This is a genomic window from Parvibaculum sp. (assembly GCF_045863935.1).
Classification (GTDB): domain Bacteria; phylum Pseudomonadota; class Alphaproteobacteria; order Parvibaculales; family Parvibaculaceae; genus Parvibaculum.
Genome location: NZ_BTVP01000038.1, coordinates 1 through 24,521, shown reverse-complemented (window position 1 = coordinate 24,521; position 24,521 = coordinate 1). Strand labels below are relative to the sequence as shown.

The following is a 24,521-nucleotide window of genomic DNA, read 5'->3' as shown; positions in this document are numbered from 1 at the left end:
TTCAGAGTAGCGCAAATCTTGCCGCGGCGCGGCGAAACCTGCGCCATTCTTGCCATGGGCCGGGCTCCACCTTATATGCCTGCAAGGGGCCGGGGGCGGACCCAGCCGAAACCAGAAGGACCAGCATCGATATGCGGACCGGAAACCGCGTGGCTTGCGGCTACAGATCATGTCCATGCGAGAACGGTTCCGGTACCGCGAGCGCCGTCCTTTCCAGGGCCGTTTCCGGGGTCGCCGATGCCTGACATGTCCTACGTCTATCTGACGGGTGGCCTCGTCATCCTCATCGTCTGCGGCGACTTCCTCGTTCGCGGCGCCGCCTCCCTCGCTGCGCGATACGGTCTCTCTCCGCTGCTGATCGCGCTCACCATCGTCGCCTTCGGCACCTCGGCGCCCGAACTCCTCGTCTCGGTGCGCGCCGCCCTCGCCGGATCGCCGGGCATCGCCATCGGCAACGTCGTCGGCAGCAACATCGCGAACATCCTGCTCATTCTCGGCCTGCCCGCCCTCATCATGCCGATCGCCTGCACCGGCCGCACGGTCCCGCACAACATGCTCATCATGATGGCGGCGAGCGTGCTGCTGATCGTGCTTTGCTTCGTCGGCCCGCTCGGTTTCTGGCAGGGCATCCTGCTGCTCGCGCTCCTCACGGCCTATCTCGTTTATTCGGGCTGGGACGCGCGGATGAACCCGCACACGCCGCCGCCCCTCGCAGCCGCGGACACCGGCCTCATCCCGGCGGAAGCCGCGCCGGACGATGCCTTCCTCGCAGGGGACGTCGACACCCACGAACTCCCGCATGGCGACATCCACCCCTCGAACCTCTCGCGCCGCGCCATCGCCGTGCAGCTCCTCATCGGCATCATCGGCTTGCCCATCGGCGCCCGCCTCGTCGTCGACGGCGGCACCGAGATCGCGCAGGTCTTCGGCGTATCGGACGCGGTGATCGGCCTCTCCCTCATCGCCGTCGGCACCTCGCTGCCGGAGCTTGCGACCTCCGTCATGGCGGTCTTCCGCCGCAACGACGATGTGGTCGTGGGCAACATCATCGGCAGCAACATCATGAACATTCTCGCCATTCTCGGCGTAACCGCGCTCATCGGGCCGCTGCCCGTTTCACCGGACTTTCTGACCTTCCATCTCTGGGTGATGCTTGCGGCGGTGGTCGTGCTCCTGCCTTTCGCCATGACGGGCGGAAAGGTCGGGCGCGGCGCCAGTGTCTTCTTCCTTGCGGGCTATGGCGCCTATCTCTATGCCATGTTCGCCATGGGCCACCTGCCCGACGCATTGTGAGAGAAGCGATTTGAGCGAACCGAAGACCGCACTGGTAACGGGAGCCGCCCGCCGCATCGGGCGTTCCATGGCCCTTGCGCTGGCCGAGGACGGATGGTCCGTCGCGCTCTGCATCCGCCATGACCGTGCGGACGATGACGCCCGCGAAGTCCTGCGCGAAATCGAGGCCAAAGGCGCGCGCGCCGTCGTCCTCAAGGCCGACCTCGCGGACGAGGAAGCGACGGCCTCCCTCGTGCCCGATGCCGTGAAGGCGCTCGGCCCCCTCTCCCTCCTCGTCAACAACGCCTCGGAATTCAAGCCCGACGAAGCCGCCACCATGACCGCGGCCTCCTGGCGCGAACACATGGACGTCAATCTGCGCGCACCAGCCTTTCTGGCCCAGGCCTTCGCGGCGCAGCTTCCCGCCGGCGTCGAGGGCAACATCGTCAACATCATCGACCAGCGCGTCTGGGCGCCCACGCCGCGCTTCTTTTCCTACACCATCAGCAAGATGGCGCTCTGGGACATGACGCAGGTCATGGCCCGCTCGCTCGCGCCCCGCATCCGCGTCAATGGCATCGGCCCCGGCCCGACGCTTGCGAATGCGCGCCAGTCAGCGGCGGATTTCGAGCGCCAGACGCGCGCCACCATTCTCGGGCGCGGCACCACGCCGGAGGAGATTTGCACCGCGCTTCGGTTTATTCTCGCCTCGCCCGCCATGACCGGGCAGATGATCGCGCTCGACGGCGGCCAGCACCTCGCCTGGGAAACGCCGGACGTGATCGGTATTTCGGAGTAGAACTCTCGGCATGAGCCAACCGGAAAACGTAACCCCCCTGAAGATCGCGAATGCCGAACGGGCCATCCGCCACGTTTTCGTGCGCGACCTCCTGCTCGATGCGCATATTGGCGTCTACAAGCACGAAAAGGGCGGCACCCAGCCGGTCCGCGTCAATATCGACCTCACCGTGGCGGAAGCCGTGCATGGCGACAGCCTCGACAACGTCGTCTGCTATGCGACCGTGGTGGACCGCATCAAATCCATCGTCGCCGAGGGCCATCTGAACCTCGTCGAAAGCCTTGCCGAGCGGATCGCCGGTTCCTGTCTCGAGGACGAACGGGTACGCGTGGCGCGCGTCCGGGTGGAGAAGCTCGCCGCCATTTCCGAGGCCGCCAGCGTGGGCGTCGAGATCGAGCGCGTGCGCCATCATTCCTGACGCTGCAATCTCTCCAGAAAGCGGCAATGGAATCAACGGTTTGGGGATTTCAAATGCCGCACACGGAGGGTTTGTACACAGCAGCGCACGCAGGTGAAACCGGTTCGGCGAGACTCCACCGTTCATCTCGTTAAGTGAAACGGCGAATACCATAGGTCAGAAAAACCCATATATTTCAATGCTTTAAAATGGGACGGGTTTTCCGGCGGCGTCACATATCTTAATTATTACAAGACGTTGACAGTGCGGAGCCGGTTCCAGCCCCAACTCTGTCAACAAACTTATCCACAGGTCTGGAGGGATGTTTCCGCCTCCCTTCATCCCCGCGCCGTCCGTCCTGCCTCCCCCTTGCGGGGAGGCCCAAAAATAGCCGGGAAGCAGCGATTTTTGGGGTGGGGGTCTGGAGGGTCGGCAAATCCGCTGAAATCTGCGGGTTTCGCGGCGCCGGACCCCGCGCCAAAGGAAACCGGGCGGTGTTATACAGGCCACATGAGCGACAACGACCAGACAACCGATTCCGGCCAGGAGACGCCCGCCCCGGCGTCCTCCGGCGCCGTCCTGATCGCGGAAAAGGTGAAACTCCTGCCCGACAGCCCGGGCGTCTATCGCATGTACGACGCCAAGGGCGAGCTTCTCTATGTCGGCAAGGCGCGCAGCCTGAAGAAGCGGGTCGCGAGCTATGCCAAGCTCGGCGGCCATTCCAACCGCATCGCCCGCATGATCGCCTCGACCGCGCAGATGGAGTTCATCTCCACGGCGACCGAGACCGACGCCCTGCTGCTCGAAGCCAACCTCATCAAGCGGCTGAAGCCGCGCTACAACGTGCTCATGCGGGACGACAAGTCGTTCCCCTATATCCTGCTGACGGGAGATCACGCCTTTCCCCAGGTCGTGAAACATCGCGGTTCCCGCTCGCGTCCGGGCGACTATTTCGGTCCCTTCGCAAGCGCCGGCGCGGTGACGGCAACGCTCAACGCCCTGCAAAGGGCCTTCCTGCTGCGCTCCTGTTCCGACAGCGTCTTCGAAAGCCGCACGCGCCCCTGCCTCCTCTTCCAGATCAAGCGCTGCAGTGCCCCCTGCACGGGCGAGATCGACGAAAAGGGTTATGCGGAACTCGTCGCCGAGGCGGGCGCCTTCCTCAAGGGGCGCAGCCGCAAGACGCAGCAACAGCTTGTCGAGCTGATGGACAAGGCCTCTGCCGATCTCGACTTCGAGCGCGCCGCGATCTATCGCGACCGCATCAGGGCGCTCACCCAGATCCAGCAGCATCAGGGCATCAACCCCCGCACCGTGACCGAAGCCGATGTCTTCGCCGCCTGGTCGGAGGGCGGGCAGACCTGTGTGCAGGTCTTCTTCTTCCGTGCCGGCCAGAACTGGGGCAACCGCGCCTACTTCCCGCGCCACGACAAGGAACTGTCGACGGAAGAAGTGCTCGATGCCTTCCTCGCCCAGTTCTACGAAGACCGCCCGCCGCCCCGCATGGTGCTGCTGAGCCACGAGGTGCCGGGCCAGGCCCTCCTCGCCGAGGCCCTCACCATCAGGGGCGGACGGAAAGTCGCCGTCGGCAGGCCCCGGCGCGGCGAGAAACGCGAACTTGTCGATCACGCCCTCACCAATGCGCGCGAGGCGCTCGGCCGCCGCCTCGCCGAAAGCTCGACGCAGCGCAAGCTCCTCGAAGGTGTCGCCGAGGTTTTCGGCCTCGAACAGCCACCCCGCCGTATCGAGGTCTACGACAACAGCCATATCTCGGGCACCAAGCCCGTCGGCGGCATGATCGTCGCGGGGCCCGAGGGCTTCATGAAAAACCAGTACCGGAAGTTCAACATCAAGGGCGAGGACATCGAGCCGGGCGACGACTACGCCATGATGCGCGAGGTGCTGACGCGCCGCTTCACCCGTCTTCTCAAGGAAAGCGAGAGCGCCACGGACAGCGAAACGCTCTGGCCCGACCTCATTCTCATCGACGGCGGCGCCGGGCAGTTGAAGGTCGCGCTCGATGTTCTGGCGGAACTCGGCATCGGCAATGTCATGGCGGTCGGCGTCGCCAAGGGACCGGAACGCGATGCGGGCCGCGAGCGCTTCTTCATGGCGGAACGGCAGGACTTCATGATGGAGCCGCGCAATCCCGTCCTCTACTACCTCCAGCGCCTGCGCGACGAGGCGCATCGCTATGCGATCGGCAGCCACCGCGCGCGCCGCTCCAAGGCAATCGGCGTCAACCCGCTCGACGAGGTGCCCGGCATCGGCCCGGGCCGCAAACGCGCCCTGTTACAGCATTTCGGCTCCGCCCGCGCCGTCGCCCGCGCGGGCCTTTCCGATCTCGAAGCCGTGGACGGTATCAGCGCCAGGGTGGCGCGTGCCGTTTATGATCACTTTCACGGAAATCCGGACGGTTCACCCTGAAGGAATTCTGCTCTCCCCCTCGCGACATGTCGGCAGGTGATGTTAAGCTGGCGCGATCACATCGGAGCGGACTGCACATGGCGACCAACCTGCCCAATCTGCTGACTTACTTCCGCATCGCGCTGGTTCCCGCCATCGTGCTGTGCTTCTACATCCCCGGCTATACGTCGCATTGGGTCGCGCTCGGGCTCTTCATCGTCGCGGCCATCACGGATTTTTTCGACGGCTATCTCGCACGCGCATGGGAGCAGCAATCCAATCTCGGCCGGATGCTCGATCCCATTGCCGACAAGCTGCTGGTCGCCGTCGTGCTGATCGCCCTCACATGGCAGGGCGTCATCGCCGGATTTTCCCTGTGGGCCGCGATCATCATTCTCTGCCGCGAGATTCTCGTCTCCGGCCTGCGCGAATTCCTGGCGGAGCTGCGCGTCAGCGTCCCCGTGACCCAGCTCGCGAAATGGAAAACGACCATCCAGATGGTCGCGCTGGGTTTTCTCCTCGCCGGTCCCGCTGCCGACAGGATCGTGCCCGGCACGACCGAAGCCGGCATCACTCTGCTCTGGGCGGCCGCGGTCCTCACGATCTACACAGGCATCGACTATTTCCGCGCTGGCGTGCAGCACCTCGGCGACAGCAAGCCGGAACACCGCCCGGCGGCACCGTCGGCGGCGGCCACCGAACGGGAAGGACGGACGTGAAGCTGCTTTATTTCGCCTGGGTCAGACAGAAAGCCGGTGTCGCGGAAGAAAACGTGACGCTGCCGGGCGACGTGCGCGACGTTTCGGGCCTCATCTCATGGCTCAGGACGCGCGGGGAAGGATACGAAGCGGCCTTTTCCGATCTTTCGGTCATTCGCTGCGCCGTCGATCAGGAACATGGCGGCCTCGACACGCCCGTAGCAGGCGCCGCCGAGATCGCCTTCTTCCCGCCGGTCACGGGCGGCTGAGTTTCATGATCCGCGTGCAGACCGAAGATTTCGACATCGGTGCCGAGGTTGCCGCGTTGACGGCGGGCCGCACCGATATCGGCGCGGTCATCACCTTCTCCGGCCTTGTCCGCGATGCCAATGGCGGTTCCGTCGCCTCCATGGAACTCGAACACTATCCCGGCATGACCGAAAAGGAGCTCGCCCGCATCGAGCGCGAAGCGAACGGGCGCTGGCCCCTGCAAGCGAGTCTCGTTATTCACCGCGTCGGCAAACTTCAGCCCGGGGATAACATTGTTCTTGTCGTCGCCGCCTCCGCGCACCGGCAGGCGGCCTTCGAGGCGGCGTCCTTTTTGATGGATTACTTGAAGACCCGCGCGCCCTTCTGGAAGCGCGAGGATACCGGCGGCGAAGCCCGCTGGGTCGATGCCCGCGAGAGCGACGGCGCGGCGGCGGCGAAATGGAAAGCGTGACGTTTTTGTGACATTTCAATGACAGTCGGGGTGTTTTATCCCCGTTTTTCGTCAGTTGATCCGTCCACGGACTTCTCTTCCGCACACAAAAAGGGCGGCCCGAAGGCCGCCCCGAATTGCCTCAGCCGTTGACGGCCTTTGCCTGCGTCTGGTGCGCATGCACTGCGGCGACATAGTCCTCATGCAGGTTCAACGTGATCTCGCCAGGCATGAACTTGTGCGGTCCGATCTCGCCCACCGGCGTCACTTCCGCAGCCGTGCCCGTGATGAAGCATTCCGAAAAACTCGGCAGCTCGTCGGGCATGATATGGCGCTCGACGATTTCGTAACCGCGTGTCTTCGCAAGTCCGATCACTGTCTGGCGCGTGATGCCGTCGAGAAAACAGTCGGGCTTCGGCGTGTGAATGACGCCGTCCTTGACGAAGAAGATGTTGGCGCCCGTGGCTTCCGCGACATAGCCGCGATAGTCGTACATCAGCGCGTCGGCATAACCCTTGTCCTCGGCCGCATGCTTCGAGATCGTGCAGATCATGTAGAGGCCCGCCGCCTTCGCGTGGGAAGGCGCTGTCTCGGGCGAGGGACGCTTGTACTGCGCGATGTCGAGGCGAATACCCTTCTTGCGCTGTTCGGGATCGAAATAGGAGGGCCATTCCCAAGCCGCCACGGCGAGGTTGATCCGGTTCTTCTGCGCCGAGACGCCCATCGCCTCGCTGCCGCGCCAGGCGACAGGACGCACATATCCGTCGGTCAGATTCTGCGCCTTGAGCGCCACGCGGCAGGCCTCGTCGATCTCCTCGACCGAATAGGGAATCTTGAATCCGAGAATATCGGCCGAATTGATCAGGCGCTCGGAATGTTCGCGCAGCTTGAAGATTTCGCCATTATAGGCGCGGCAGCCTTCGAATACGCAGCTTGCATAGTGCAGACCGTGGGTCAGCACATGCACCTTGGCGTCCGCCCAGGGAAGAAGCTCCCCGTTGAACCAGATGAAGCCGTCGCGTTTGTCGAAGGGAATGTCTGCCATGACCCTGATTTCCTGGTGTATTTCCGTGGGCGCCGGATACGCCATCTGGCGTCCCTTAGCCCGTCGGCCCCGCTTCACGGGAGATTTGCCGGAGACAGCCTTCTCGGGCGAACATCCTTTATATTGGTTGGCAGATTCGACCTGCCCGTCCTGGACGCCCATTCTGTCTCATGCAGTTTGTAACAGGTAGCACTCAGCGGAAAATATGTCAACATGGCTGACATAAAATGGTAGTACCCGCCAAACATCCTGGAAAGCCCCTGGCCGACCGCCTTTCCACCGCAGGTGACCGGCTGACTGAGGCAATCGAACTTCTGTTCTTTGCCTACAGGGACTTCATCAGCGACCCCGACGAACTCCTCGACGAGTATGGCTTCGGCCGCGCGCATCACCGCGTCGTCCATTTCGTTGGCCGCAACCCGGGCATCACCGTGGCGGAACTGCTGAACATTCTGCGGATCACCAAACAGAGCCTCGCCCGCGTACTGAAACAGTTGATCGAGCGCGGTTTCGTGGTGCAGGAAACCGGCAAGCAGGACCGTCGCCAGCGGCTTCTTTATCTGACGGCGTCCGGCCGCGAACTTGAGGAGCGTCTCGCCGCGCCCCAGCGCGCGCGTGTCGCCGCCGCACTCGAAAAGGCGGGACCGGGTGCAGAGGACGCCTGGCGCGAGGTCTTGCTTGGGCTCGTAAACGACGAAGACCGGGCGGAGGTCGAACACCGGATCACCATGGCGCCTGTCGAACAGCGCTGACACCCGGCGAAAAACGCCAGCGGAGAACGAATGGCACATGCCGACGACATCGCAACGGCCAACCGGACGGAGAGTGGAAAGACACCGCCCGCCGACGACGCGCCGCATATTCTGATCGTCGACGACGACCGGCGTATTCGCGAGCTGCTCAAGCGGTATCTTTCGGACAGCGGCTACCGCGTGACGGCGGCCGAACATGCCGCCGAAGCGAGAGCGCGTCTCGCAGGCATGGCTTTCGACCTCATCGTCATGGACGTAATGATGCCAGGCGAGAGCGGCCTCGATCTCACGCGCGACCTTCGCCGCACATCGAACGTGCCTATTCTCATGCTCACGGCGCGTGGTGAGGCGAGCGACCGTATCGATGGCCTCGAACGCGGCGTCGACGACTATCTCGCAAAGCCATTCGAGCCGCGCGAGCTCCTGCTGCGGATCGGAACGATCCTGCGCCGCGCGCAAGCGCCGGGAGCGCGCAAGCACGATGAGATTTCGTTGGGTCCATGCCGCTTCAATGTCACGCGCGGCGAGCTCTGGAGCGGCGACCGTCAGATCCGCCTGACCACGCGCGAGGTGCAGCTCATGCGCATCTTCGCGGCCAATCCCGGCAAACCCCTCTCGCGCCTCGACCTCTGCGACAATGAGGCGGCAGAGCGTTCGATCGACGTGCAAATCAACCGGTTGAGGCGAAAACTCGAAGCCGACCCAAAGAACCCGCTTTACCTGCAAACGGTGCGTGGCGAAGGCTATGCGCTCATGCCGGACTGATGCAGAGATGATGGAAGCCGACACAGGTGAACATGCCGGCGCGACACCTCCGCGCCAGACCGCGTTATTGCGCGGCCTTCACCCCTTTCAGCTTCTCAAGAAGGCGATGCCGCGTGGCCTTTACTGGCGTTCGCTCATCATCATTGTCGCCCCGATGGTGCTGCTGCAATTCGTCGTCACCTATGTCTTCCTCGAACGCCACTGGGCGCTCGTGACGGAGCGGCTTTCCGCGAAAACCGTGGCGGAAGTGGCGCTCCTCCTGAATGAATATCAGGAAAATCCGACGCCCGAACGCGCGGCCCGAATTTCCGCGCGTGCGAGCCAATCCCTCGGCTTGCCGGTGGCTTTCCTGGACGGCGAGGACCTTCCCGAAGCACCCTCGTCAACTGCAGGTCTGCTCGCGGACTCGCTCAATGACGAACTGCGCCGCCGCGTCGCCCGTCCATTCTGGATAAACACGGCGAATTATACCGACTATGTGGACATGAGAATTGCCTATGACGGCGGCGTGATGCGCGTTCTCACGCCTGCCTCGCATGTCTACGCTTCGAACTCGCACATCTTCCTTGTGTGGATGTTCGGCACATCCATCGTTCTGATCATCGTCGCTCTGCTTTTTCTCAGGAACCAGATCCGTCCGATCGAAAAACTCGCGGAAGCGGCGGAATCCTTCGGCATGGGACGCGACATTCCGAACTACCGTCCTCAGGGTGCGTCGGAAGTCCGCCGGGCCGCCAATGCCTTCATGGAGATGCGCGCGCGCATCCAGCGGCAGATCGAGCAGCGCACGGCCATGCTCGCCGGCGTCAGCCATGATCTGCGCACGCCTCTCACGCGATTCAAACTGCAACTCGCCATGCTTGGCGAAAGTGCCGAGCTGGCCGATCTCCGCGCCGATGTCGCGGAGATGGAGCGTATGCTCGACGACTATCTCGAATTCGCGCGCGGGCATCAGGGCGAGGCATCCGAGGAGACCGACCTCGGCGAACTCATTGAGGAGGTGCGCGACGACAGCCTTCGCAAGGGACACGATGTACGGCTCGATCTGCACGGCGATCTCACCCTGCCGCTCCGCCGCAACGCCTTCAAACGCTGCCTCACCAATGTCATCGACAACGCAGGCAAATATGCAAAGCACGTCTGGGTAACCGCGATCCGCGATGCCGACAGCGACGAGGGCGGCAGCATCGACATTCTCGTGGACGATGACGGTCAGGGCATTCCCGAGGATCAACTCGAAGAAGTGTTCCGTCCCTTCTACCGCCTGGATGCGGCGCGAAATCTCGACACCGGCGGCACGGGCCTTGGCCTTGCCATCGCGCGCGACATCGCCCGCGGCCATGGAGGCGACATCACCCTTTCCCGCAGCCCCATGGGCGGCCTTCGGGCGATCATTCACCTGCCTGTGTAATTTAGGTCAATATTATTGCCCTTTATCTGCCGCTCGGGCTAGCCTCGCGGACAGACTGGCAGGGAGAAAACAGCATGGAAGTGCCCGCAATCGTCGCTGCGTGGCAGGCCGCCTGGCAGAGTCTCGACCCCGAGCGGGTGGCGAGCCTCTATACGGAGGAGGCAACGCATATGAGCGAGGTCGTCGTGGCGCGAATGAACCGTGCCGACGGCACGCTGAAGGGAGTGGATGAAATCCGTGCTTACGCTTCCGCCGCCGCCAGCCAGATCAAGAGCTTCCGGGCAGACCTTCTGAACGTGATCGTGGAGGAAACGGCGGATGGCGGCCGGGCTTCGATCGAATACTGGCGGGTGGTGAACGGCGATGAAGCGGGCCGGAAGCGCGTCGTCGAAATTATCGAGTGGCGGGGAGAGAAGATCACCGCCTGCCGCGTCTTCCACTTCTGAAAGCCATCACGCAGCCTTTTCCTCGTCCGATGCTTCCCTGCGTCTCCGGGGATCGAACCGGGACAGGCGTTCGAGCAGTTCCGAACCTTCGCGAAGGCGCCGATCGAGTTCGGCCATGGTCTTCGACTGGTCCTCGCCATCGTCGAGCCAGACACGAAAAGCCGCGCCCCACACCAGCGCAAGGCCGCGCACGCGCACCGCGCCTGCAATGCCGGAGGAATCGATGCCGGCTGCTTCCAGCATCCAGCCCATCGACTGAAGGAGCGGCCTCGCAAGCGGCGCGCCCGCTAGAGGATCGCGGCGCATATCGGCGGCAATGCGCTTCAACGCCGCCTTGTCCTCCGAAAGCGCGTCAAAACGCATCATCAGCACATCGAAGAGACGGTCGCGCGCCACCTCACCGGACATGTCTTCCGCCGAAACATCCTGCAGAACCTTTGCGTCGATCCGGCGTCCATAGGCCGCAAGAATTTGGGCCTTGGAGGAGAAGCTCTTCGACAATTCGGAGAGACTGACCTTCGCCGCTTTCGCAATATCGGCAAGCGACAGCCCGCTCCAGCCACGCGAGGCCGCAAGCCTCAGCGCCGCATTGACCATTTTCTCTTCCGGATCAAGCTTGCGTGCCATCTTCTTTCTCCTATGAAGAAAGCATAGGCAGTCGCGCGGCCTCTGGCGAGGGCTCCTACTTGCCGAGCGCCCTCGCCCGATCCCGCGCAGCCAGCGCGGCACGCCGCATCAACGGCGACAAGCCACCCTCGCCCATCAGCACGTCGAGCGCCGCAGCAGTCGTGCCGCCGGGCGATGTGACATTGGCCCGGAGTTCGGAGGCGGGTTCATTCATCCGGTGAAGCATCTCGCCCGAACCGCTCACCGTCGCCCGCGCAAGCTTCATGGCGAGCGTTGCATCGAGCCCCAGCGCTTCGCCCGCTGCGGCGAGACATTCGACCATGTAGAAGACATAGGCCGGACCGCTGCCCGACACGGCCGTCACGGCGTCGATCAGCCCCTCGCTCTCGACCCATCCAACTTCCCCAACAGCGGCGAGAAGACGGTCCGCGAGTTCCTTCTGCTCCGCCGTCACACGCGCATTGGCATAGGCGACCGTAATTCCCCGGCCGATCGCGGCCGGTGTATTCGGCATGGCGCGAATGGCGCGAACCTCTGCGCCGAGCAGATCCTCCAGCCGATGAAGCCCGATCCCCGCTGCGATCGAAAGAAAGACCGTGTCCGCCGAGACGAGCGGCGCAAGTTCCGGAAGAATATCGCCCATCGATTGCGGCTTCACCGCGAGAAGGACGAGCGCGGGTCGCTTCGCAGCGATTTCCTGCACGGAGGCGTTGAACGACACCCCCTTTGCGGCAAGCGCCGCGACCTCAGCCGAAGGTGCCGGATCCCGCACTTCCACGAGTTGAGGTGAAAGTCCTTTGGCAAGCCAGCCCGAAAGCAGCGCGCCGCCCATCTTGCCCGCGCCCACAAGGACGAGCGGACGTTCGAGTGAAAATGTCATGTCTGAAACCGTCGCTTGCGGAAACCGTCGAAAAGGCGCGCCGCCTCAGGCGCAGCCCTGCGTCTCGAACATGGCGGCGGTGATGGCTTCCTCGGCCGACTTGCCCGCCCACATGACGAATTGCAGCGCCGGATAATAGCGCTCGCATGCCTCCACGGCGAGCCGCAGAAGCGCCTCGCACTGTTCCGGCGTCGCCGCAGCGCCGCCGCACAGAAGCAGGCTGTTGCGGTAGAGAACGACACCGTCATCCGACCAGATATCGAAATGGCCGGACCAGAGCTGCTCGTTGATCAGGGTCAGCAGATGGCGCACCACGGGGCGCTTTTCCGGCGGTACGCGCAGATCGAGCGTGCAGGCGATGTGGAGGCCGGAAAGGTCGTTCCGCCAGTTCAGCGAGAGCTGATAATCGCGCCACTCACCGGCAACACAGATATTGAGTTCGTCTTCATGGCTTCGTTCGAAGAACCAATCCCGAATGGCGGCGACCTGTTCGAGAAGATCTAGCGGATTGCCGTCGAATTCCTCGGCCTCGGCCTCGGCAACAGTGCCTGACATTCCTTACCCCGCTCGGACCCCACTCTCTGCGGCAGGAGAAGACCGCCTGCAGGCCTATATCTTGTGGGTAACCCGTCCCTGAAATACCAGACAACCGTGCCCGATGCGCTGAGTCGACGCAACCCTTCGCGGGCAGGGACCCGTGGAAAACCGCAGGGAATCTGTGGAAAGCAGGAAGCTCAACCCAGCGGCGACGTATCGCCCTCGGGGCCTGGCGCTGTCGGATCGTCGTCATCGGCCATTTTCCGGGCGCCCTTCTTCGCGGCGGCGGCTTTGGGGGCTTTGGCGGCCTCAAGCGCGTCGATGCGTGCCTTCAGAGCCTCATTTTCTTCCCGCGCGAGTTGGGCCATGGCACGCACGGCCTCGAACTCTTCGCGCGTCACAAGGTCCATGTCGGAAATGAGCCGTTCCGCCTGCCCACGCAGAACCGTCTCGATCTCCTGGCGCACACCCTGTGCCGCTCCAGCGGCATTGGTGAAAAGACGGCCGAGCTCGTCGAAGATACGGTTCTGGGTCTGGGTCATGGGAATACTCCGCTTGCGGCTTCAGCGACGAAGATAGCGCCTCGCCCGCGAAAAGCGAACCCCACGGCCTGCGGCGGAGCGCCGCCTTCCTTGACAGGACCCGTTCGGAAGCCAAACTAGCGCGCCATCGACCCGGGCACATGTTCCCGAGTTCCAAGGCTGGAGCCACATGCCCTTTCCCGACATCGACCCCGTATTGATCGAGATTGGCCCCTTCGCCATCCGCTGGTACGCGCTTGCCTATATTGCGGGCCTGATCCTCGGCTGGCGCTACGTGATCGCGCTCGCGGAAACACCGCGGCTCTGGAACGGCGCCTCGCCCATCAGTCGCATCATCGCCGACGATGCGCTCCTCTGGGCAGCGCTCGGCGTCATCCTTGGTGGACGGATCGGCTATGTCCTCGTCTACAACCCAGCCTACTTCGCCGCGCATCCGCTTGAAATCCTCTACGTCTGGCAGGGCGGCATGAGCTTTCATGGGGGCGCCTTCGGTGTTCTCGTCGCGATGTTTCTTTTCGCGCGCGCGCGCAACATCCCGCTTCTGTCGATGCTCGATCTCGTCAGCGCCGCTGTCCCGATCGGTATCTTCTTCGGCCGCATTGCGAACTTCATCAATGCGGAACTGTGGGGCCGTGCGACGGACGCGCCCTGGGGCATCATCTTCCCGACCGGTGGCCCCCTGCCGCGCCATCCGAGCCAACTCTACGAAGCGGCCCTTGAAGGCATCCTTCTTTTCGTCGTGCTGAGGGTGCTGACCCACCGTTTCGATGCGTTGAAGAAACCCGGTGTCGTAACCGGCACCTTCATCTGCGGCTATGGCCTCGCCCGCATAGCGGTCGAGTTTTTCCGGGAACCCGATCAGCAGATCGGCTACATCTTCGGCGGCTGGTTCACCATGGGCATGGCTCTCTCGATACCGATGGCGCTCGCCGGCGCGGCGCTCGCGTGGCACTTCGCGCAGAAGGCCGCGGCCGCCAAAACGAAGCGGAAATGACGGAAAACGCCCTCGCGCGGCACATTGCCCGGCTGATCGAGGAGACGGGACCAATCCCCCTGTCTCACTTCATGGCGCTCGCCCTGGGTCATCCCGATCACGGCTATTACATGACGCGGGACCCACTGGGCGCGAAGGGCGATTTCACGACCGCCCCTGAAATCAGCCAGATGTTCGGCGAGTTGATCGGTCTCTGGCTTGCCGACCAATGGCTGAGGCAAGGCACGCCGAAACGCGTCGCCATCGCCGAGCTCGGTCCCGGGCGAGGCACATTGATGTCCGATCTCCTGCGTGCAGTCAGCAGCGTTCCTGGCATGAGGGATGCGGCGGAGGTTCATTTCGTCGAAACGAGCCCCGTGCTCCGCGAAGCGCAGAAAGCCCGCATACCGCATGCGACCTGGCACGACAGCGTCGCCACTCTGCCGCCCCTGCCCCTCTTCCTCGTCGCCAATGAATTCTTCGACGCCCTGCCGGTGACGCAGTACCAGCGCACGAGGCAAGGCTGGTGCGAGCGCTATGTCAGGCTCGACAGCGGCGGCTTCGTGCCGGTGCTTGCGCCCGTGCCACTTGTCAGCGACGCCGCGCTTCCTGCAGCCATGCGCAATGCGGCCGAGGGCGAGACTGCCGAAATCTCGCCCGCGAGCACAGCCATCGCGGAAGAGATCGCCTCCCGCATAGCATCGCATGGTGGAGCGGCTCTCGTTATCGACTACGGTCACGCGAAAAGCGCCGCCGGCGACACACTTCAGGCGGTGAAGAACCACGAATACGCCAATCCCTTCGAAGCGCCGGGCACCGCCGACATCACCGCCCATGTCGATTTCGAAACGCTCGCTCACGCAATCCGCGCGGGCGGGGCCGATGCGCATGGCCCCGTCGAGCAGGGCGCCTTCCTGACGGCGCTTGGCATCGACGGACGAGCGGAAGCGCTGTCACGCAATGCGACGGCCTCGCAAAGAGAAGACATCGAGCGAGCGCGGCAAAGGTTGACCGGCGCGCATGAGATGGGCAGCCTTTTCAAGGTGCTGGGGATCACGCCGCACGGCAGCACTCTGCCGGCCGGTTTCGCTTGAAGGAAGTTTGCATGTTGAAGGCGAAGCCTTTCGACGTTCTTTCCCGGGTTCGGCACGGCTTCTTCACGCGCGAAGGCGGTGTGTCGAAGGATATTTATGCGTCACTCAATTGCGGGTACGGCTCGAACGACGACAGCGAATGCGTGCGCGAAAACCGCGCCCGCGTTGCGCTTAAACTCGGCGCCGAACCGGAGAAGCTGCTGACGGTCTATCAGGTACACAGTCCGGATGTCGCGGTGGTGACGGAACCCTGGACCCCCGACACCGCGCCGCAGGCGGACGCCATGGTGACGGCCGAACCCCGGATTGCTCTTGGCATCCTGACCGCCGACTGCGCGCCCGTGCTTTTCGCCGACGAGAAGGCCCATGTGATCGGCGCCGCTCATGCCGGCTGGAAGGGTGCGATCGGCGGTGTGCTGGAAGCAACCGTGGATGCAATGATCCGTCTCGGAGCGGAGCGAAGCCGCATCGTCGCCGCAATCGGCCCTTGCATCTCGAAGGATGTCTATGAAGTGAGCGCCGATTTCCGGGACCAGTTCATGAAGGCGGATGCCGCAAATGACGGGTGGTTTGCGCCCTCCGCGAACGAGGGGCACTTCATGTTCGATCTTCCCGGCTATGCCGAAGCGCGCCTCAAGGCGGCCGATATCGGCACAATCGCCGTAATGGGCCATTGCACATACAGGGAACCGAAGCGGTTCTTCTCCTATCGCCGCACGACACACCGCAAGGAACCGGACTATGGCCGCCAGATATCGGCCGTGATGCTCCGGGACTGATTCTCGGAACGTCACACCGGCGGCATCTTTTTCCCGAATCGCGTTAAACTTCGCCGCTGACAAGGCCGCGCCACGGGGCAGCGGGTAGCGGGACAATCGGCAGTGCAAACGGCGAAAGAGCCATCCAGCGGCAACTGGCAGAAGGCGGGCGCACGCAAGCTGCGCGTCGGCACCGCCATCGCCATTTTCGCCATGGCGGCCTGCGCGGACGATACTGCATCCGGCAAACCGGCGCGGCAGGACACCCCGAAGGCCGAAACGCAGCAGGTTGCGGCATTGAAGGTCGAAGTGTCTGCCCTGAACGGTGTCCCGGCGACCGGGGCCAGCCTTTTTTCGGAAATGTTGAAGGAAGAAGCGCTTCGCATGAGCCTGTCCGCAGGCGGCGAGAATGCACCCGCCTTCGACGTAACCGGCGCCATAGGCGCGGGTGAACGCGAGGATGGCACCTATGTCGTCGCCGTCATCGACATTGGCAACGAAAAGGGCGAACGGTTGCAACGTGTGGTGAACGATGCAGTGCTGCCGGAGCGGGGGAACCCGGGCAGCGCGTGGGATTCGGTCGGCGCCGAAGACCTCAGGCATTTCGCGGCGGCGACGGCCGGCAGGATCGCAAGCTGGTACGCCGGCACTTTCGCGGCAGAAGAAACAATGGCGGAGGGCAACGCCGATCCGATCGTGACCGGCAGCATTTCCGGAACGGCACCCGTGGCGGAACCTGCCACCCGTTTCAACGTGTCGGTCTCGTCCGCTCCAGGAGATGGCGCGAGCGCCCTTGCAAGCGAACTCGACGCTACCCTTTCATACCGCATCAGAACGGCAACATGGATTCCGGACGGGCAGTATCGTGTCGAGGGCAGCGTCGTCACCGCATCGCGCTCCGATGGACTGACGGACGTATCGATCCACTGGCTCGTGAAATCCGAAGACGGCAGCCTTCTCGGCGAAATCGAGCAGCGCAACGCGCTCGACGCCGCGCGCATTGCCGGGCGATGGGAAGAGGTGGCCCGAACCGCCGCAGAAGCGGCGGCCGAGGGCATTTTATCGGTCCTTCAAGGGGCCTCCTACCCCGTGGCCTCCAACTCGTAACGCGCTCCGGACGCACAAGACGCGCGAAATCCGGATGCGAGTTGCATGTTTACAGGGGGTGGACCCCTTGTTAAAACGCGCTCGCGCCGTCACCGGATCGTCATGTCCGGGCGGCGATTTCAGATTGGGGCATGGGCTCCCGCCGCATCGGCGCGGATCTCAGGTGATGGCAGGGGTCTCGGAATGAAACTCGTAGCGGGCAATTCCAACAGGGCGCTTGCCGAAGCGATTGCCGCCTATCTGAACCTGCCCCTTACGAAATCCGTCGTCCGCCGCTTCGCCGACATGGAAGTCTTTGTGGAAATCCAGGAGAACGTCCGCGGCGAGGACGTCTTCGTGATCCAGTCGACCTCCTATCCGGCGAACGACCACCTGATGGAACTCCTGATCATTCAGGACGCTCTCCGCCGCGCCTCAGCACGGCGCATCACGGCCGTGATCCCCTATTTCGGCTATGCGCGGCAAGACCGGAAACCCGGCGCCCGCACGCCGATCTCCGCGAAGCTCGTCGCCAATCTCGTCACGACAGCAGGCGCGGACCGCGTCCTCACGCTCGATCTCCATGCCGGTCAGATCCAGGGCTTCTTCGACATCCCGACCGACAACCTCTTCGCCGCGCCGGTGCTCACCCGCGACATCGAACAGCACTACAAAACGAGCAACGGCGTGATGGTCGTCTCGCCGGACGTCGGCGGCGTCGTTCGCGCCCGCGCCATCGCAAAGCGCATCGGCGCCGACCTCGCCATCGTCGACAAGCGCCGCGAACGGGCGGGCGAATCCGAAGTCATGAACATCATCGGCGATGTATCGGGCCGTTCCTGCATCCTCGTCGACGACATCGTCGACAGCGCCGGCACGCTTTGCAACGCGGCCGATGCGCTCCTCAAAGCGGGCGCGACGGAAGTCTCCGCCTACGTGACGCATGGCGTGCTGTCGGGCGGCGCCGTCGCCCGCGTTTCTGCCTCCAAGCTCAAGGAACTCGTGATCACGGATTCGATCCAGGCGACCGAAGCCGTTCGTGTGAGCCACAATATCCGCGTCGTCTCGATCGCCCCCCTGATCGGCGAAGCCATGCGCCGCACTGCCGAGGAGCGTTCGGTTTCGAGCCTTTTCGACTAGGCTCCCCTCCCCCACCGGTTGAGTTTTGGCGCTCCAGGCGCTATAAGGCGCGCAATCCCGCACTTCCACACCCCTGGAGGAGACTTGCGGGTCACGCATGGGCCATTAAGGCCCTGTTTTTATTGGAGAATTTGCTATGGCCGAGACCCAGACGCTCAAGGCCGAGGCGCGCGAGAAAGGCAGCAAGGGGGCTGTCCGTTCGCTCCGCCGCGAAGGCCGCGTCCCCGCCGTGATCTATGGCGAGAAGAAGACCCCCGAACTGATCCATATCGGTTACAAGGAAGTTTCCGCACTCTATCAGACCGGAACTTTCATGAGCCATGTGCTCGACGTCGAAATCGGCGGCAAGACGGAACGCGTCATTCCCCGCGACGTACAATTCGAGCCGGTACGCGACTTCATCATCCATGTCGATTTCCTGCGTCTCGGCAAGAACGCAACCATCGTGGTGGACGTGCCTGTGCACTTCCACAACCACGAAGCGTCTCCCGGCATCAAGGCCGGCGGTGTGCTGAACATCGTGCGCCACGAAGTCGAACTCAACTGCCCGGCCGATGCGATCCCGGAGCAGCTGGACATCGACCTCACGGGATTCGAGATGGGCGACTCGATCCACATCTCGGCGGTGAAGCTGCCGGCGAAGGTGACGCCGACGATTACGGACCGCGACTTCACCATCGCGACGATTGCAGCACCGGCTGCCGTCGTCTCCGCGGACAACGAAGCCAAGGCGGAAGAAAAGGCCGAAGCGTCGTCTTCCGAAAAGGAAGATTGACCCTCGCTGCCTGAAAGGAGGCGGCGATGATCCTGCTCGTCGGTCTTGGAAATCCGGGCGAGAAATACGCACGGAACAGGCACAATGTCGGATTCATGGCGGCGGACGAGATCGTTCGCCGCCATTCCTTTTCGCCACCCCGCGCGCGCTTTCAAGGTTTGGTCTGCGAAGGCACGCTTGGCGGCGAGAAGGCGATCGTGCTGAAGCCCACGACTTACATGAACGAAAGCGGACGCGCCGTCGGCGAGGCGATGCGCTTCTACAAGCTGACGCCCGCGGATGTTGTCGTCTTCTACGACGAACTCGACCTCGACGCCGGCAAGATCCGCATGAAGACGGGCGGCGGCGCGGCAGGCCATAACGGCATCCGCTCCATCGCCGCGCATATCGGCCCCGATTTCCGCCGTGTACGGATCGGCATCGGTCATCCGGGCATCAAGGAGCGCGTGATGAGCCATGTGCTGGGCGACTTCGCGAAGGCGGACGCGGCATGGGTGGAGCCCATGCTCCACGCCATCGCGGACGCAGCCCCTCTTCTCGGCGAGGGCAAGGACGCGACATTCGCGAACAAGGTGCATCTGGCCCTCAATCCCGAGCCGGAAAAAACGCAGAAGACAAAAGACCAGAAGACAAAAGACAGCGACGGAGAGAGTTAGATCATGGGTTTCAAATGCGGCATCGTTGGACTGCCCAATGTCGGCAAGTCCACGCTTTTCAACGCGCTGACGCAGACGGCGAGCGCGCAGGCCGCGAACTATCCCTTCTGCACCATCGAACCGAATGTCGGCGAGGTGGCAGTACCCGACCCGCGCCTCGACAAGCTCTGCAGCGTCGCGAAGAGCAAGGAAATCATTCCGACACGGCTCACCTTCGTCGACATCGCCGGCCTCGTGAAGGGCGCATCGAAAGGCGAAGGCCTTGGCAACCAGTTCCTTGCGAACATTCGCGAGGTGGACGCGGTCGCCTATGTGCTGCGCTGCTTTGTCGATGACGACATCACCCATGTCGAGAACCGCATCGATCCGCTGGCCGACGCCGAAATCGTCGAGACGGAGCTGATGCTTGCCGATCTCGACAGCCTCGAAAAACGCGTCGTCGCGAACGAGAAGAAGGCAAAGGGCGGCGACAAGGATGCAAAGCAGCAGGTCGAGCTGATGAACATCGCGCTCGCCTATCTGCGCGAAGGAAAGCCCGCCCGCATCGCGACCGCCGAAAACAAGATCGCCGACGACGACATGAAGGCGTGGGAAGGCCTGAACCTCCTCACCTCGAAGCCCGTGCTCTATGTCTGCAACGTGGACGAGGCTTCCGCCGCGACGGGCAACGAATATTCGAAGCTCGTCGAAGAGAAGGCGAAGGCCGAGGGCGCGCAATGGGTCGTGATCTCCGCGCGCATCGAAGAGGAACTGGCGCAACTGCCGCCCGCCGACCGCGACGAATATCTCGAAACGCTGGGGCTCCACGAGCCCGGACTGTCGCGCCTCATCCGCGTCGGCTACACGCTGCTCGACCTCATCACCTATTTCACGGTGGGACCGAAGGAAACGCGCGCATGGACGATCACGCGCGGCACGCGCGCGCCCGCCGCCGCAGGCGTCATCCACACGGACTTCGAAAAGGGGTTCATCCGTGCAGAGACGATCGCCTATGACGACTACATATCGCTGGGCGGAGAACAGGGCGCGAAGGACGCGGGCAAGATGCGTCTCGAGGGCAAGGACTACGTGGTTCATGACGGCGATGTGATGCATTTCCGCTTCGCAAATTGAGGAACATGAGGCCATCACGGCACGAGTTCCGGCGGACGGGGACAAGTTTCTCCCGGGAGCGAAAACGGGGATAAAGAGCAGCGACTGTCATCGAAATGTCATCGAAACGTCACATGGACCTCGCCGGCCGCGCCGGAGAAAATCAATCCCCGGTTTGACGGCGGGCGGCGGACGGGAACGAAAGATGAATAAAAATTGTCCCCCCTTTTTCGTCATTGCCGGGCTTGACCCGGCAATCCAGGGCCGCCCGCACGGAGCCACCGGCCCCTGGATGCCCGGATCAGGTCCGGGCATGACAATTATTTTGTATACAGAGCAAAAAATCGGACCCGGCGCATGAGCGAGCCAAAATATTTCTGGGAAGATTTCCCCGTCGGCGAAACGGTCGAATTCGGCCGCAAGCACGTGACGAAAGAAGAAGTCCTCGAATTCGCGAGCGAGTTCGACCCGCAGCCCTTCCACCTCGACGAGGAGGCGGCGAAACAGTCGATCCTCGGTGGGCTCTGCGCGAGCGGCTGGCACTCCTGCGCCATGGCAATGCGGATGATGTGCGACGGTTACATTCTCGAAAGCGCCTCGCTGGGCGCGCCGGGCGTGGACGAGGTGCGCTGGAAGAAGCCCGTTTATGTGGACGATGTCCTCCGTCTACGGAGGACATGCGTGGAGCGGCGCGCCTCGAAGAGCCGTCCGGAAATGGGCCTCACGAAGTTCCGCACCGAGGTGCTGAACCAGAAGGACGAAATCGTGATGACCATGGAAGGCTGGGCCATGTATGGCCGCCGTCACCCCGGCGCGGAGGCGGAGTAAAGTTTTTGAGTGGTCGCATTTTCTGCGATCAACCGGCAACCACTTGATCGGAAAATGCTCAGATGCCCTGGTTCGAAGACATAAAGATCGGCAGCCGCATGGAACTGGGCAGCCACACGTTCACGGCGGACGAAATCGTCGCCTTCGCGAAGAAATACGATCCGCAATATTTTCATACCGATGCGGAAGCTGCGAGACACGGCCCCTTCGGCGGCTTGACCGCAAGCGGCTGGCACACGACGGCGACCTGGATGAAGCTGATGATCGCCTCGCGGCAGGGCCGCGACGAACCGCTCGACGCCGATGGCCGCAAGCCGCCGGCAGGCGGCCCCTCCCCCGGCTTTCTCGACATGAAATGGCCGGCGCCGGTACGCGCGGGCGATACGATCACATACTCGTCAACGGTGATCGAGAAAATCGAAATGAAATCGCGGCCGCAATGGGGCATCATCCGGAGCCGCAATAGCGGCGCGAACCAGAACGGCGAAACCGTGCTGAGCTTCATCGGCCAGGGGCTGATCCAGCGGAGGCATCCGCGAGGCGAGTAGACAAAGAGGGAAAAACGGGATGGCACGCAAGGGCAAGGAAATCACGCTGAAGAGCGGCGACGGCGCCGGCATCCTCTGCTACCACGTCAAGGCGGAAGGCACGCGCAAAGGCGGCCTTGTGCTGATCATGGAAATCTTCGGCGTCACCGCGCATATCAAGGATCTCTGCGACGGCTATGCCGAACGCGGCTATGACGTGCTCTCGCCGCAGCTTTACGACCGGCAGGTGAAGGACTTCCAGGCGACCTACTCCCAGGAAGACATTCAGGCATCGCTGGCGTTGCGCGCCGGCAACCCTTACGAGAACACGGTGCTCGACGCACAGATGTGCATCGACAAGCTGCGCGCCGACGGCAACGAAAAGGTCTTCATCACCGGCTATTGCTATGGCGGCACGGTCGCCTGGGTGGCCGCGACCCGTGCAAACGGGCTCGACGCAGCGTCCTGCTATTACGGCGGCGCAATCAAGCAGTTCATCGATGAAAGCCCGAAATGCCCGACCATTTGCCACTTCGGCGAGAAGGACAAGGGCATCCCGCTGGAGGACGTGCGCACGATCGAGAAGGCGCATCCGGAAGTGAAGGTCTATGTCTATGACGCCGACCACGGCTTCAATTCCGACCGCCGCAACAATTACGACAAGGCTGCGGCGGAACTCGCGCTGAAGCGGACGCTGGCGCTGTTCGAGGGGGCTTGAAGAGGTCAGTCCCCATCCTATTTGTCACCCCCGAGCTTGACCCGGGGGGCCAGGATGAGGAACGGATAGGGCGTCGGCGAACTCAGTCGAAGAAAGTGTTTTGCGAAGAGAGACGCCGCCTCCGGCGGCTTCTGGATTGCCGACCTCCTTGATTATTAAGGAGGGCCCGGCAATGACGATATGGGGGAATGGAATGCGTCTTCTCGCTGCCGCCTTGTTCGCCATTGCCTGCATTGCTGCGGGCGAGGCCCACGCAGCCAACCCCTACGAGGTTTTCCGGCTCGGCATGAGCGAGGAAGAAGCCGTTGCTGCCGCGAAGGAGCATGGCGGCGATATCTTCGACGTCTACGAGCGCGAAGGCGAGAAGCCCCGGACCACGGGAGCCTTCCGAACATTGTTCGGGGGCATTCCCATGGAGTCCTCCCAAGCGACCGGAATGTTCGTGTTCGAGAACGATCAGCTGAAGCAGATGAGGTTCGACTATTATCTGCGGGAGGAACACACACACCCGGGGACTTGCGGTTCAATCGCCGAACAAGCCAAGAAGGAAATCAGTGAGGTCTACGGTTCCCCTTCCGAATCCCAGGGATTTTCCGGCAGCGAAACGGAACTGCGCGGGAAGATCACATGGTGGAACGTTGAGGGCCTTCTCATAGACATCTTCATGGCCGATGCACCGCCACTTTCGTCGCCGGGAAGCTGCGACATTATCTGGACAGAGCTTTTCGACGGTAAAGCGGAAGAGCTTGAAGCATTCGGTGCGCGGCAGCAGGAAGCAATCCGAAAGTCAGGAAAATAGATGCAGGGAGCCGCTGGCTTATCAATTGTCATCCCGACGAAAGTCGAAGCACCAAGAGATACATCGCAAGAAGGATGACCACATGAACGGCAAGACGGAAGAGACCGCCTGGGACTTCACCTTCACGAGCCTGAAGGGCGAACCGATGCCGCTTTCGGATTTTGCCGGGCGGCCGCTCCTCATCGTCAACACGGCGTCGAAATGCGGCTTCACGCCGCAATACAAGGAGCTTGAGGCGATCTGGCGGAAATACGCCGATGAGGGCCTCGTGGTGCTCGGCGTGCCGTCCAACGATTTCGCGAACCAGGAGCCGGGCAACGCGGCGGAGATCGCGAATTTCTGCGAGATCAATTTCGGCGTCGACTTTCCGCTGACGGAAAAGGTGCATGTGACGGGCGCGGGCGCACATCCGCTGTTCAAGTGGCTGGGCGCGCAAGGCGGCCTGCTCTCGAAACCGCGCTGGAACTTCTACAAATATGTGATCGGCCGCGACGGGAAGCTGGTGGACTGGTTCGCAAGCACGACCACGCCGGGCTCGGCGAAGGTGGAGCGGGCGCTGAAGAAGGCGTTGGGGGAGTAGGCTTTCCCGGTTTCCTTCCACCCTCCCCTTGAGGGAGGGTCAAAATTTGCGCAGCGAATTTTGGGGCGGGGGCGCGGCGCCGCCACGGCGAATGCGCGCCGGTTGCAGTTGGAATTTCTCCCGCGACCCCGCCCCAAACCGCTTGCAGCGGTTTGACCCTCCCTCAAGGGATTCCTCTGCAAAAGAGGGTAGCGGCTGGCGTTGATTGATGATTCCCTGTT

30 protein-coding genes are annotated in these 24,521 nt (G+C 62.9%); 24 read left to right on the top strand and 6 right to left on the bottom strand.

The features are described from left to right. The first annotated feature begins 237 nt into the window (after positions 1-237). From ACKUUH_RS14255 to moaE, 7 genes are all read left to right on the top strand, one after another. Positions 238-1,293, top strand: coding sequence for a calcium/sodium antiporter (locus ACKUUH_RS14255; protein ID WP_407950581.1), 1,056 nt, complete (start codon positions 238-240; stop codon positions 1,291-1,293). A gap of 10 nt (positions 1,294-1,303) precedes the next feature. After that, the gene (locus ACKUUH_RS14250; protein WP_407950580.1) at positions 1,304-2,071 is read left to right on the top strand and encodes an SDR family oxidoreductase; all 768 of its coding nucleotides are present in this window, start codon (positions 1,304-1,306) and stop codon (positions 2,069-2,071) included. Positions 2,072-2,081: 10 nt separating this feature from the next. Next, positions 2,082-2,489: a dihydroneopterin aldolase gene (gene folB, locus ACKUUH_RS14245; protein ID WP_407950579.1), complete on the top strand. Its 408-nt coding sequence runs from the start codon at positions 2,082-2,084 to the stop codon at positions 2,487-2,489. Between the two features lie 489 nt (positions 2,490-2,978). Continuing rightward, complete coding sequence (uvrC, locus tag ACKUUH_RS14240; protein ID WP_407950578.1) at positions 2,979-4,892, top strand: excinuclease ABC subunit UvrC; 1,914 nt, start codon at positions 2,979-2,981, stop codon at positions 4,890-4,892. Positions 4,893-4,969: 77 nt separating this feature from the next. Beyond that, positions 4,970-5,590, top strand: a complete 621-nt coding sequence (gene pgsA / locus ACKUUH_RS14235; RefSeq protein WP_407950577.1) for a CDP-diacylglycerol--glycerol-3-phosphate 3-phosphatidyltransferase — start codon at positions 4,970-4,972, stop codon at positions 5,588-5,590. After that, positions 5,587-5,838 (top strand): molybdopterin converting factor subunit 1, encoded by a 252-nt coding sequence (gene moaD, locus ACKUUH_RS14230; RefSeq protein ID WP_407950576.1) that lies wholly within the window; start codon positions 5,587-5,589, stop codon positions 5,836-5,838. Before pgsA ends, moaD begins: the two co-directional genes overlap by 4 nt. A gap of 5 nt (positions 5,839-5,843) precedes the next feature. Next, positions 5,844-6,290 (top strand): molybdopterin synthase catalytic subunit MoaE, encoded by a 447-nt coding sequence (moaE, locus tag ACKUUH_RS14225; protein WP_407950575.1) that lies wholly within the window; start codon positions 5,844-5,846, stop codon positions 6,288-6,290. 121 nt (positions 6,291-6,411) lie between these two features. On the opposite strand, the gene ACKUUH_RS14220 is transcribed toward moaE, so the two are convergent. Further along, positions 6,412-7,314, bottom strand: coding sequence for a branched-chain amino acid aminotransferase (locus tag ACKUUH_RS14220; RefSeq protein WP_407950574.1), 903 nt, complete (start codon positions 7,312-7,314; stop codon positions 6,412-6,414). 227 nt (positions 7,315-7,541) lie between these two features. Between ACKUUH_RS14220 and ACKUUH_RS14215 the strand changes: the two genes are divergently transcribed. From ACKUUH_RS14215 to ACKUUH_RS14200, 4 genes are all read left to right on the top strand, one after another. Next, on the top strand, positions 7,542-8,066 hold the full coding sequence (locus ACKUUH_RS14215; protein ID WP_407950573.1) for a MarR family winged helix-turn-helix transcriptional regulator: 525 nt from the start codon (positions 7,542-7,544) through the stop codon (positions 8,064-8,066). 30 nt (positions 8,067-8,096) lie between these two features. Further along, entirely contained in the window at positions 8,097-8,831 is a 735-nt protein-coding gene (locus ACKUUH_RS14210; protein ID WP_407950572.1) for a response regulator, read from the top strand. A gap of 7 nt (positions 8,832-8,838) precedes the next feature. Beyond that, on the top strand, positions 8,839-10,242 hold the full coding sequence (locus tag ACKUUH_RS14205; protein ID WP_407950571.1) for an ATP-binding protein: 1,404 nt from the start codon (positions 8,839-8,841) through the stop codon (positions 10,240-10,242). A 74-nt stretch (positions 10,243-10,316) separates the two neighbouring features. Beyond that, on the top strand, positions 10,317-10,688 hold the full coding sequence (locus ACKUUH_RS14200) for a nuclear transport factor 2 family protein (RefSeq protein ID WP_407950570.1): 372 nt from the start codon (positions 10,317-10,319) through the stop codon (positions 10,686-10,688). Positions 10,689-10,694: 6 nt separating this feature from the next. On the opposite strand, the gene ACKUUH_RS14195 is transcribed toward ACKUUH_RS14200, so the two are convergent. The 4 genes from ACKUUH_RS14195 to ACKUUH_RS14180 form a co-directional block, all read right to left on the bottom strand. Beyond that, the gene (locus tag ACKUUH_RS14195) at positions 10,695-11,315 is read right to left on the bottom strand and encodes a TetR family transcriptional regulator (RefSeq protein WP_407950569.1); all 621 of its coding nucleotides are present in this window, start codon (positions 11,313-11,315) and stop codon (positions 10,695-10,697) included. A 55-nt stretch (positions 11,316-11,370) separates the two neighbouring features. Next, on the bottom strand, positions 11,371-12,195 hold the full coding sequence (gene proC / locus ACKUUH_RS14190) for a pyrroline-5-carboxylate reductase (RefSeq protein ID WP_407950568.1): 825 nt from the start codon (positions 12,193-12,195) through the stop codon (positions 11,371-11,373). A 45-nt stretch (positions 12,196-12,240) separates the two neighbouring features. Then, positions 12,241-12,750, bottom strand: coding sequence for a YbjN domain-containing protein (locus ACKUUH_RS14185; protein WP_407950567.1), 510 nt, complete (start codon positions 12,748-12,750; stop codon positions 12,241-12,243). A gap of 179 nt (positions 12,751-12,929) precedes the next feature. Next, positions 12,930-13,274 (bottom strand): accessory factor UbiK family protein, encoded by a 345-nt coding sequence (locus ACKUUH_RS14180; protein WP_407950566.1) that lies wholly within the window; start codon positions 13,272-13,274, stop codon positions 12,930-12,932. Between the two features lie 169 nt (positions 13,275-13,443). Here ACKUUH_RS14180 and lgt point away from each other — a divergent pair, with 169 nt between their 5' ends. The 13 genes from lgt to ACKUUH_RS14115 all read left to right on the top strand — a co-directional run bounded on the left by lgt (position 13,444) and on the right by ACKUUH_RS14115 (position 24,300). Next, a complete protein-coding gene (gene lgt, locus ACKUUH_RS14175; RefSeq protein WP_407950565.1) occupies positions 13,444-14,268 on the top strand; it encodes a prolipoprotein diacylglyceryl transferase in 825 nt (274 codons plus the stop codon). Continuing rightward, a complete protein-coding gene (locus ACKUUH_RS14170) occupies positions 14,265-15,341 on the top strand; it encodes a class I SAM-dependent methyltransferase (RefSeq protein WP_407950564.1) in 1,077 nt (358 codons plus the stop codon). Before lgt ends, ACKUUH_RS14170 begins: the two co-directional genes overlap by 4 nt. Before the next feature lie 11 nt (positions 15,342-15,352). After that, complete coding sequence (gene pgeF, locus ACKUUH_RS14165; protein WP_407950563.1) at positions 15,353-16,120, top strand: peptidoglycan editing factor PgeF; 768 nt, start codon at positions 15,353-15,355, stop codon at positions 16,118-16,120. A gap of 102 nt (positions 16,121-16,222) precedes the next feature. Further along, on the top strand, positions 16,223-17,206 hold the full coding sequence (locus tag ACKUUH_RS14160; RefSeq protein WP_407950562.1) for a hypothetical protein: 984 nt from the start codon (positions 16,223-16,225) through the stop codon (positions 17,204-17,206). Positions 17,207-17,389: 183 nt separating this feature from the next. Beyond that, entirely contained in the window at positions 17,390-18,325 is a 936-nt protein-coding gene (locus ACKUUH_RS14155) for a ribose-phosphate pyrophosphokinase (protein WP_407950561.1), read from the top strand. Positions 18,326-18,461: 136 nt separating this feature from the next. Continuing rightward, positions 18,462-19,100, top strand: a complete 639-nt coding sequence (locus ACKUUH_RS14150; RefSeq protein WP_407950560.1) for a 50S ribosomal protein L25/general stress protein Ctc — start codon at positions 18,462-18,464, stop codon at positions 19,098-19,100. Between the two features lie 26 nt (positions 19,101-19,126). Continuing rightward, positions 19,127-19,756, top strand: coding sequence for an aminoacyl-tRNA hydrolase (pth, locus tag ACKUUH_RS14145; RefSeq protein WP_407950559.1), 630 nt, complete (start codon positions 19,127-19,129; stop codon positions 19,754-19,756). Positions 19,757-19,759: 3 nt separating this feature from the next. Then, a complete protein-coding gene (ychF, locus tag ACKUUH_RS14140) occupies positions 19,760-20,869 on the top strand; it encodes a redox-regulated ATPase YchF (RefSeq protein WP_407950558.1) in 1,110 nt (369 codons plus the stop codon). A 336-nt stretch (positions 20,870-21,205) separates the two neighbouring features. Then, positions 21,206-21,676, top strand: a complete 471-nt coding sequence (locus ACKUUH_RS14135; protein ID WP_407950557.1) for a MaoC family dehydratase — start codon at positions 21,206-21,208, stop codon at positions 21,674-21,676. 62 nt (positions 21,677-21,738) lie between these two features. Continuing rightward, positions 21,739-22,224, top strand: a complete 486-nt coding sequence (locus ACKUUH_RS14130) for a MaoC family dehydratase (protein WP_407950556.1) — start codon at positions 21,739-21,741, stop codon at positions 22,222-22,224. Positions 22,225-22,243: 19 nt separating this feature from the next. Then, a complete protein-coding gene (locus ACKUUH_RS14125; RefSeq protein ID WP_407950555.1) occupies positions 22,244-22,921 on the top strand; it encodes a dienelactone hydrolase family protein in 678 nt (225 codons plus the stop codon). Positions 22,922-23,114: 193 nt separating this feature from the next. Further along, on the top strand, positions 23,115-23,720 hold the full coding sequence (locus ACKUUH_RS14120) for a hypothetical protein (RefSeq protein ID WP_407950554.1): 606 nt from the start codon (positions 23,115-23,117) through the stop codon (positions 23,718-23,720). Positions 23,721-23,802: 82 nt separating this feature from the next. Beyond that, complete coding sequence (locus tag ACKUUH_RS14115; RefSeq protein ID WP_407950553.1) at positions 23,803-24,300, top strand: glutathione peroxidase; 498 nt, start codon at positions 23,803-23,805, stop codon at positions 24,298-24,300. A gap of 39 nt (positions 24,301-24,339) precedes the next feature. On the opposite strand, the gene ACKUUH_RS14110 is transcribed toward ACKUUH_RS14115, so the two are convergent. Beyond that, a partial coding sequence (locus ACKUUH_RS14110) for a hypothetical protein (protein ID WP_407950552.1) occupies positions 24,340-24,521 on the bottom strand: 182 nt, incomplete at its 5' end.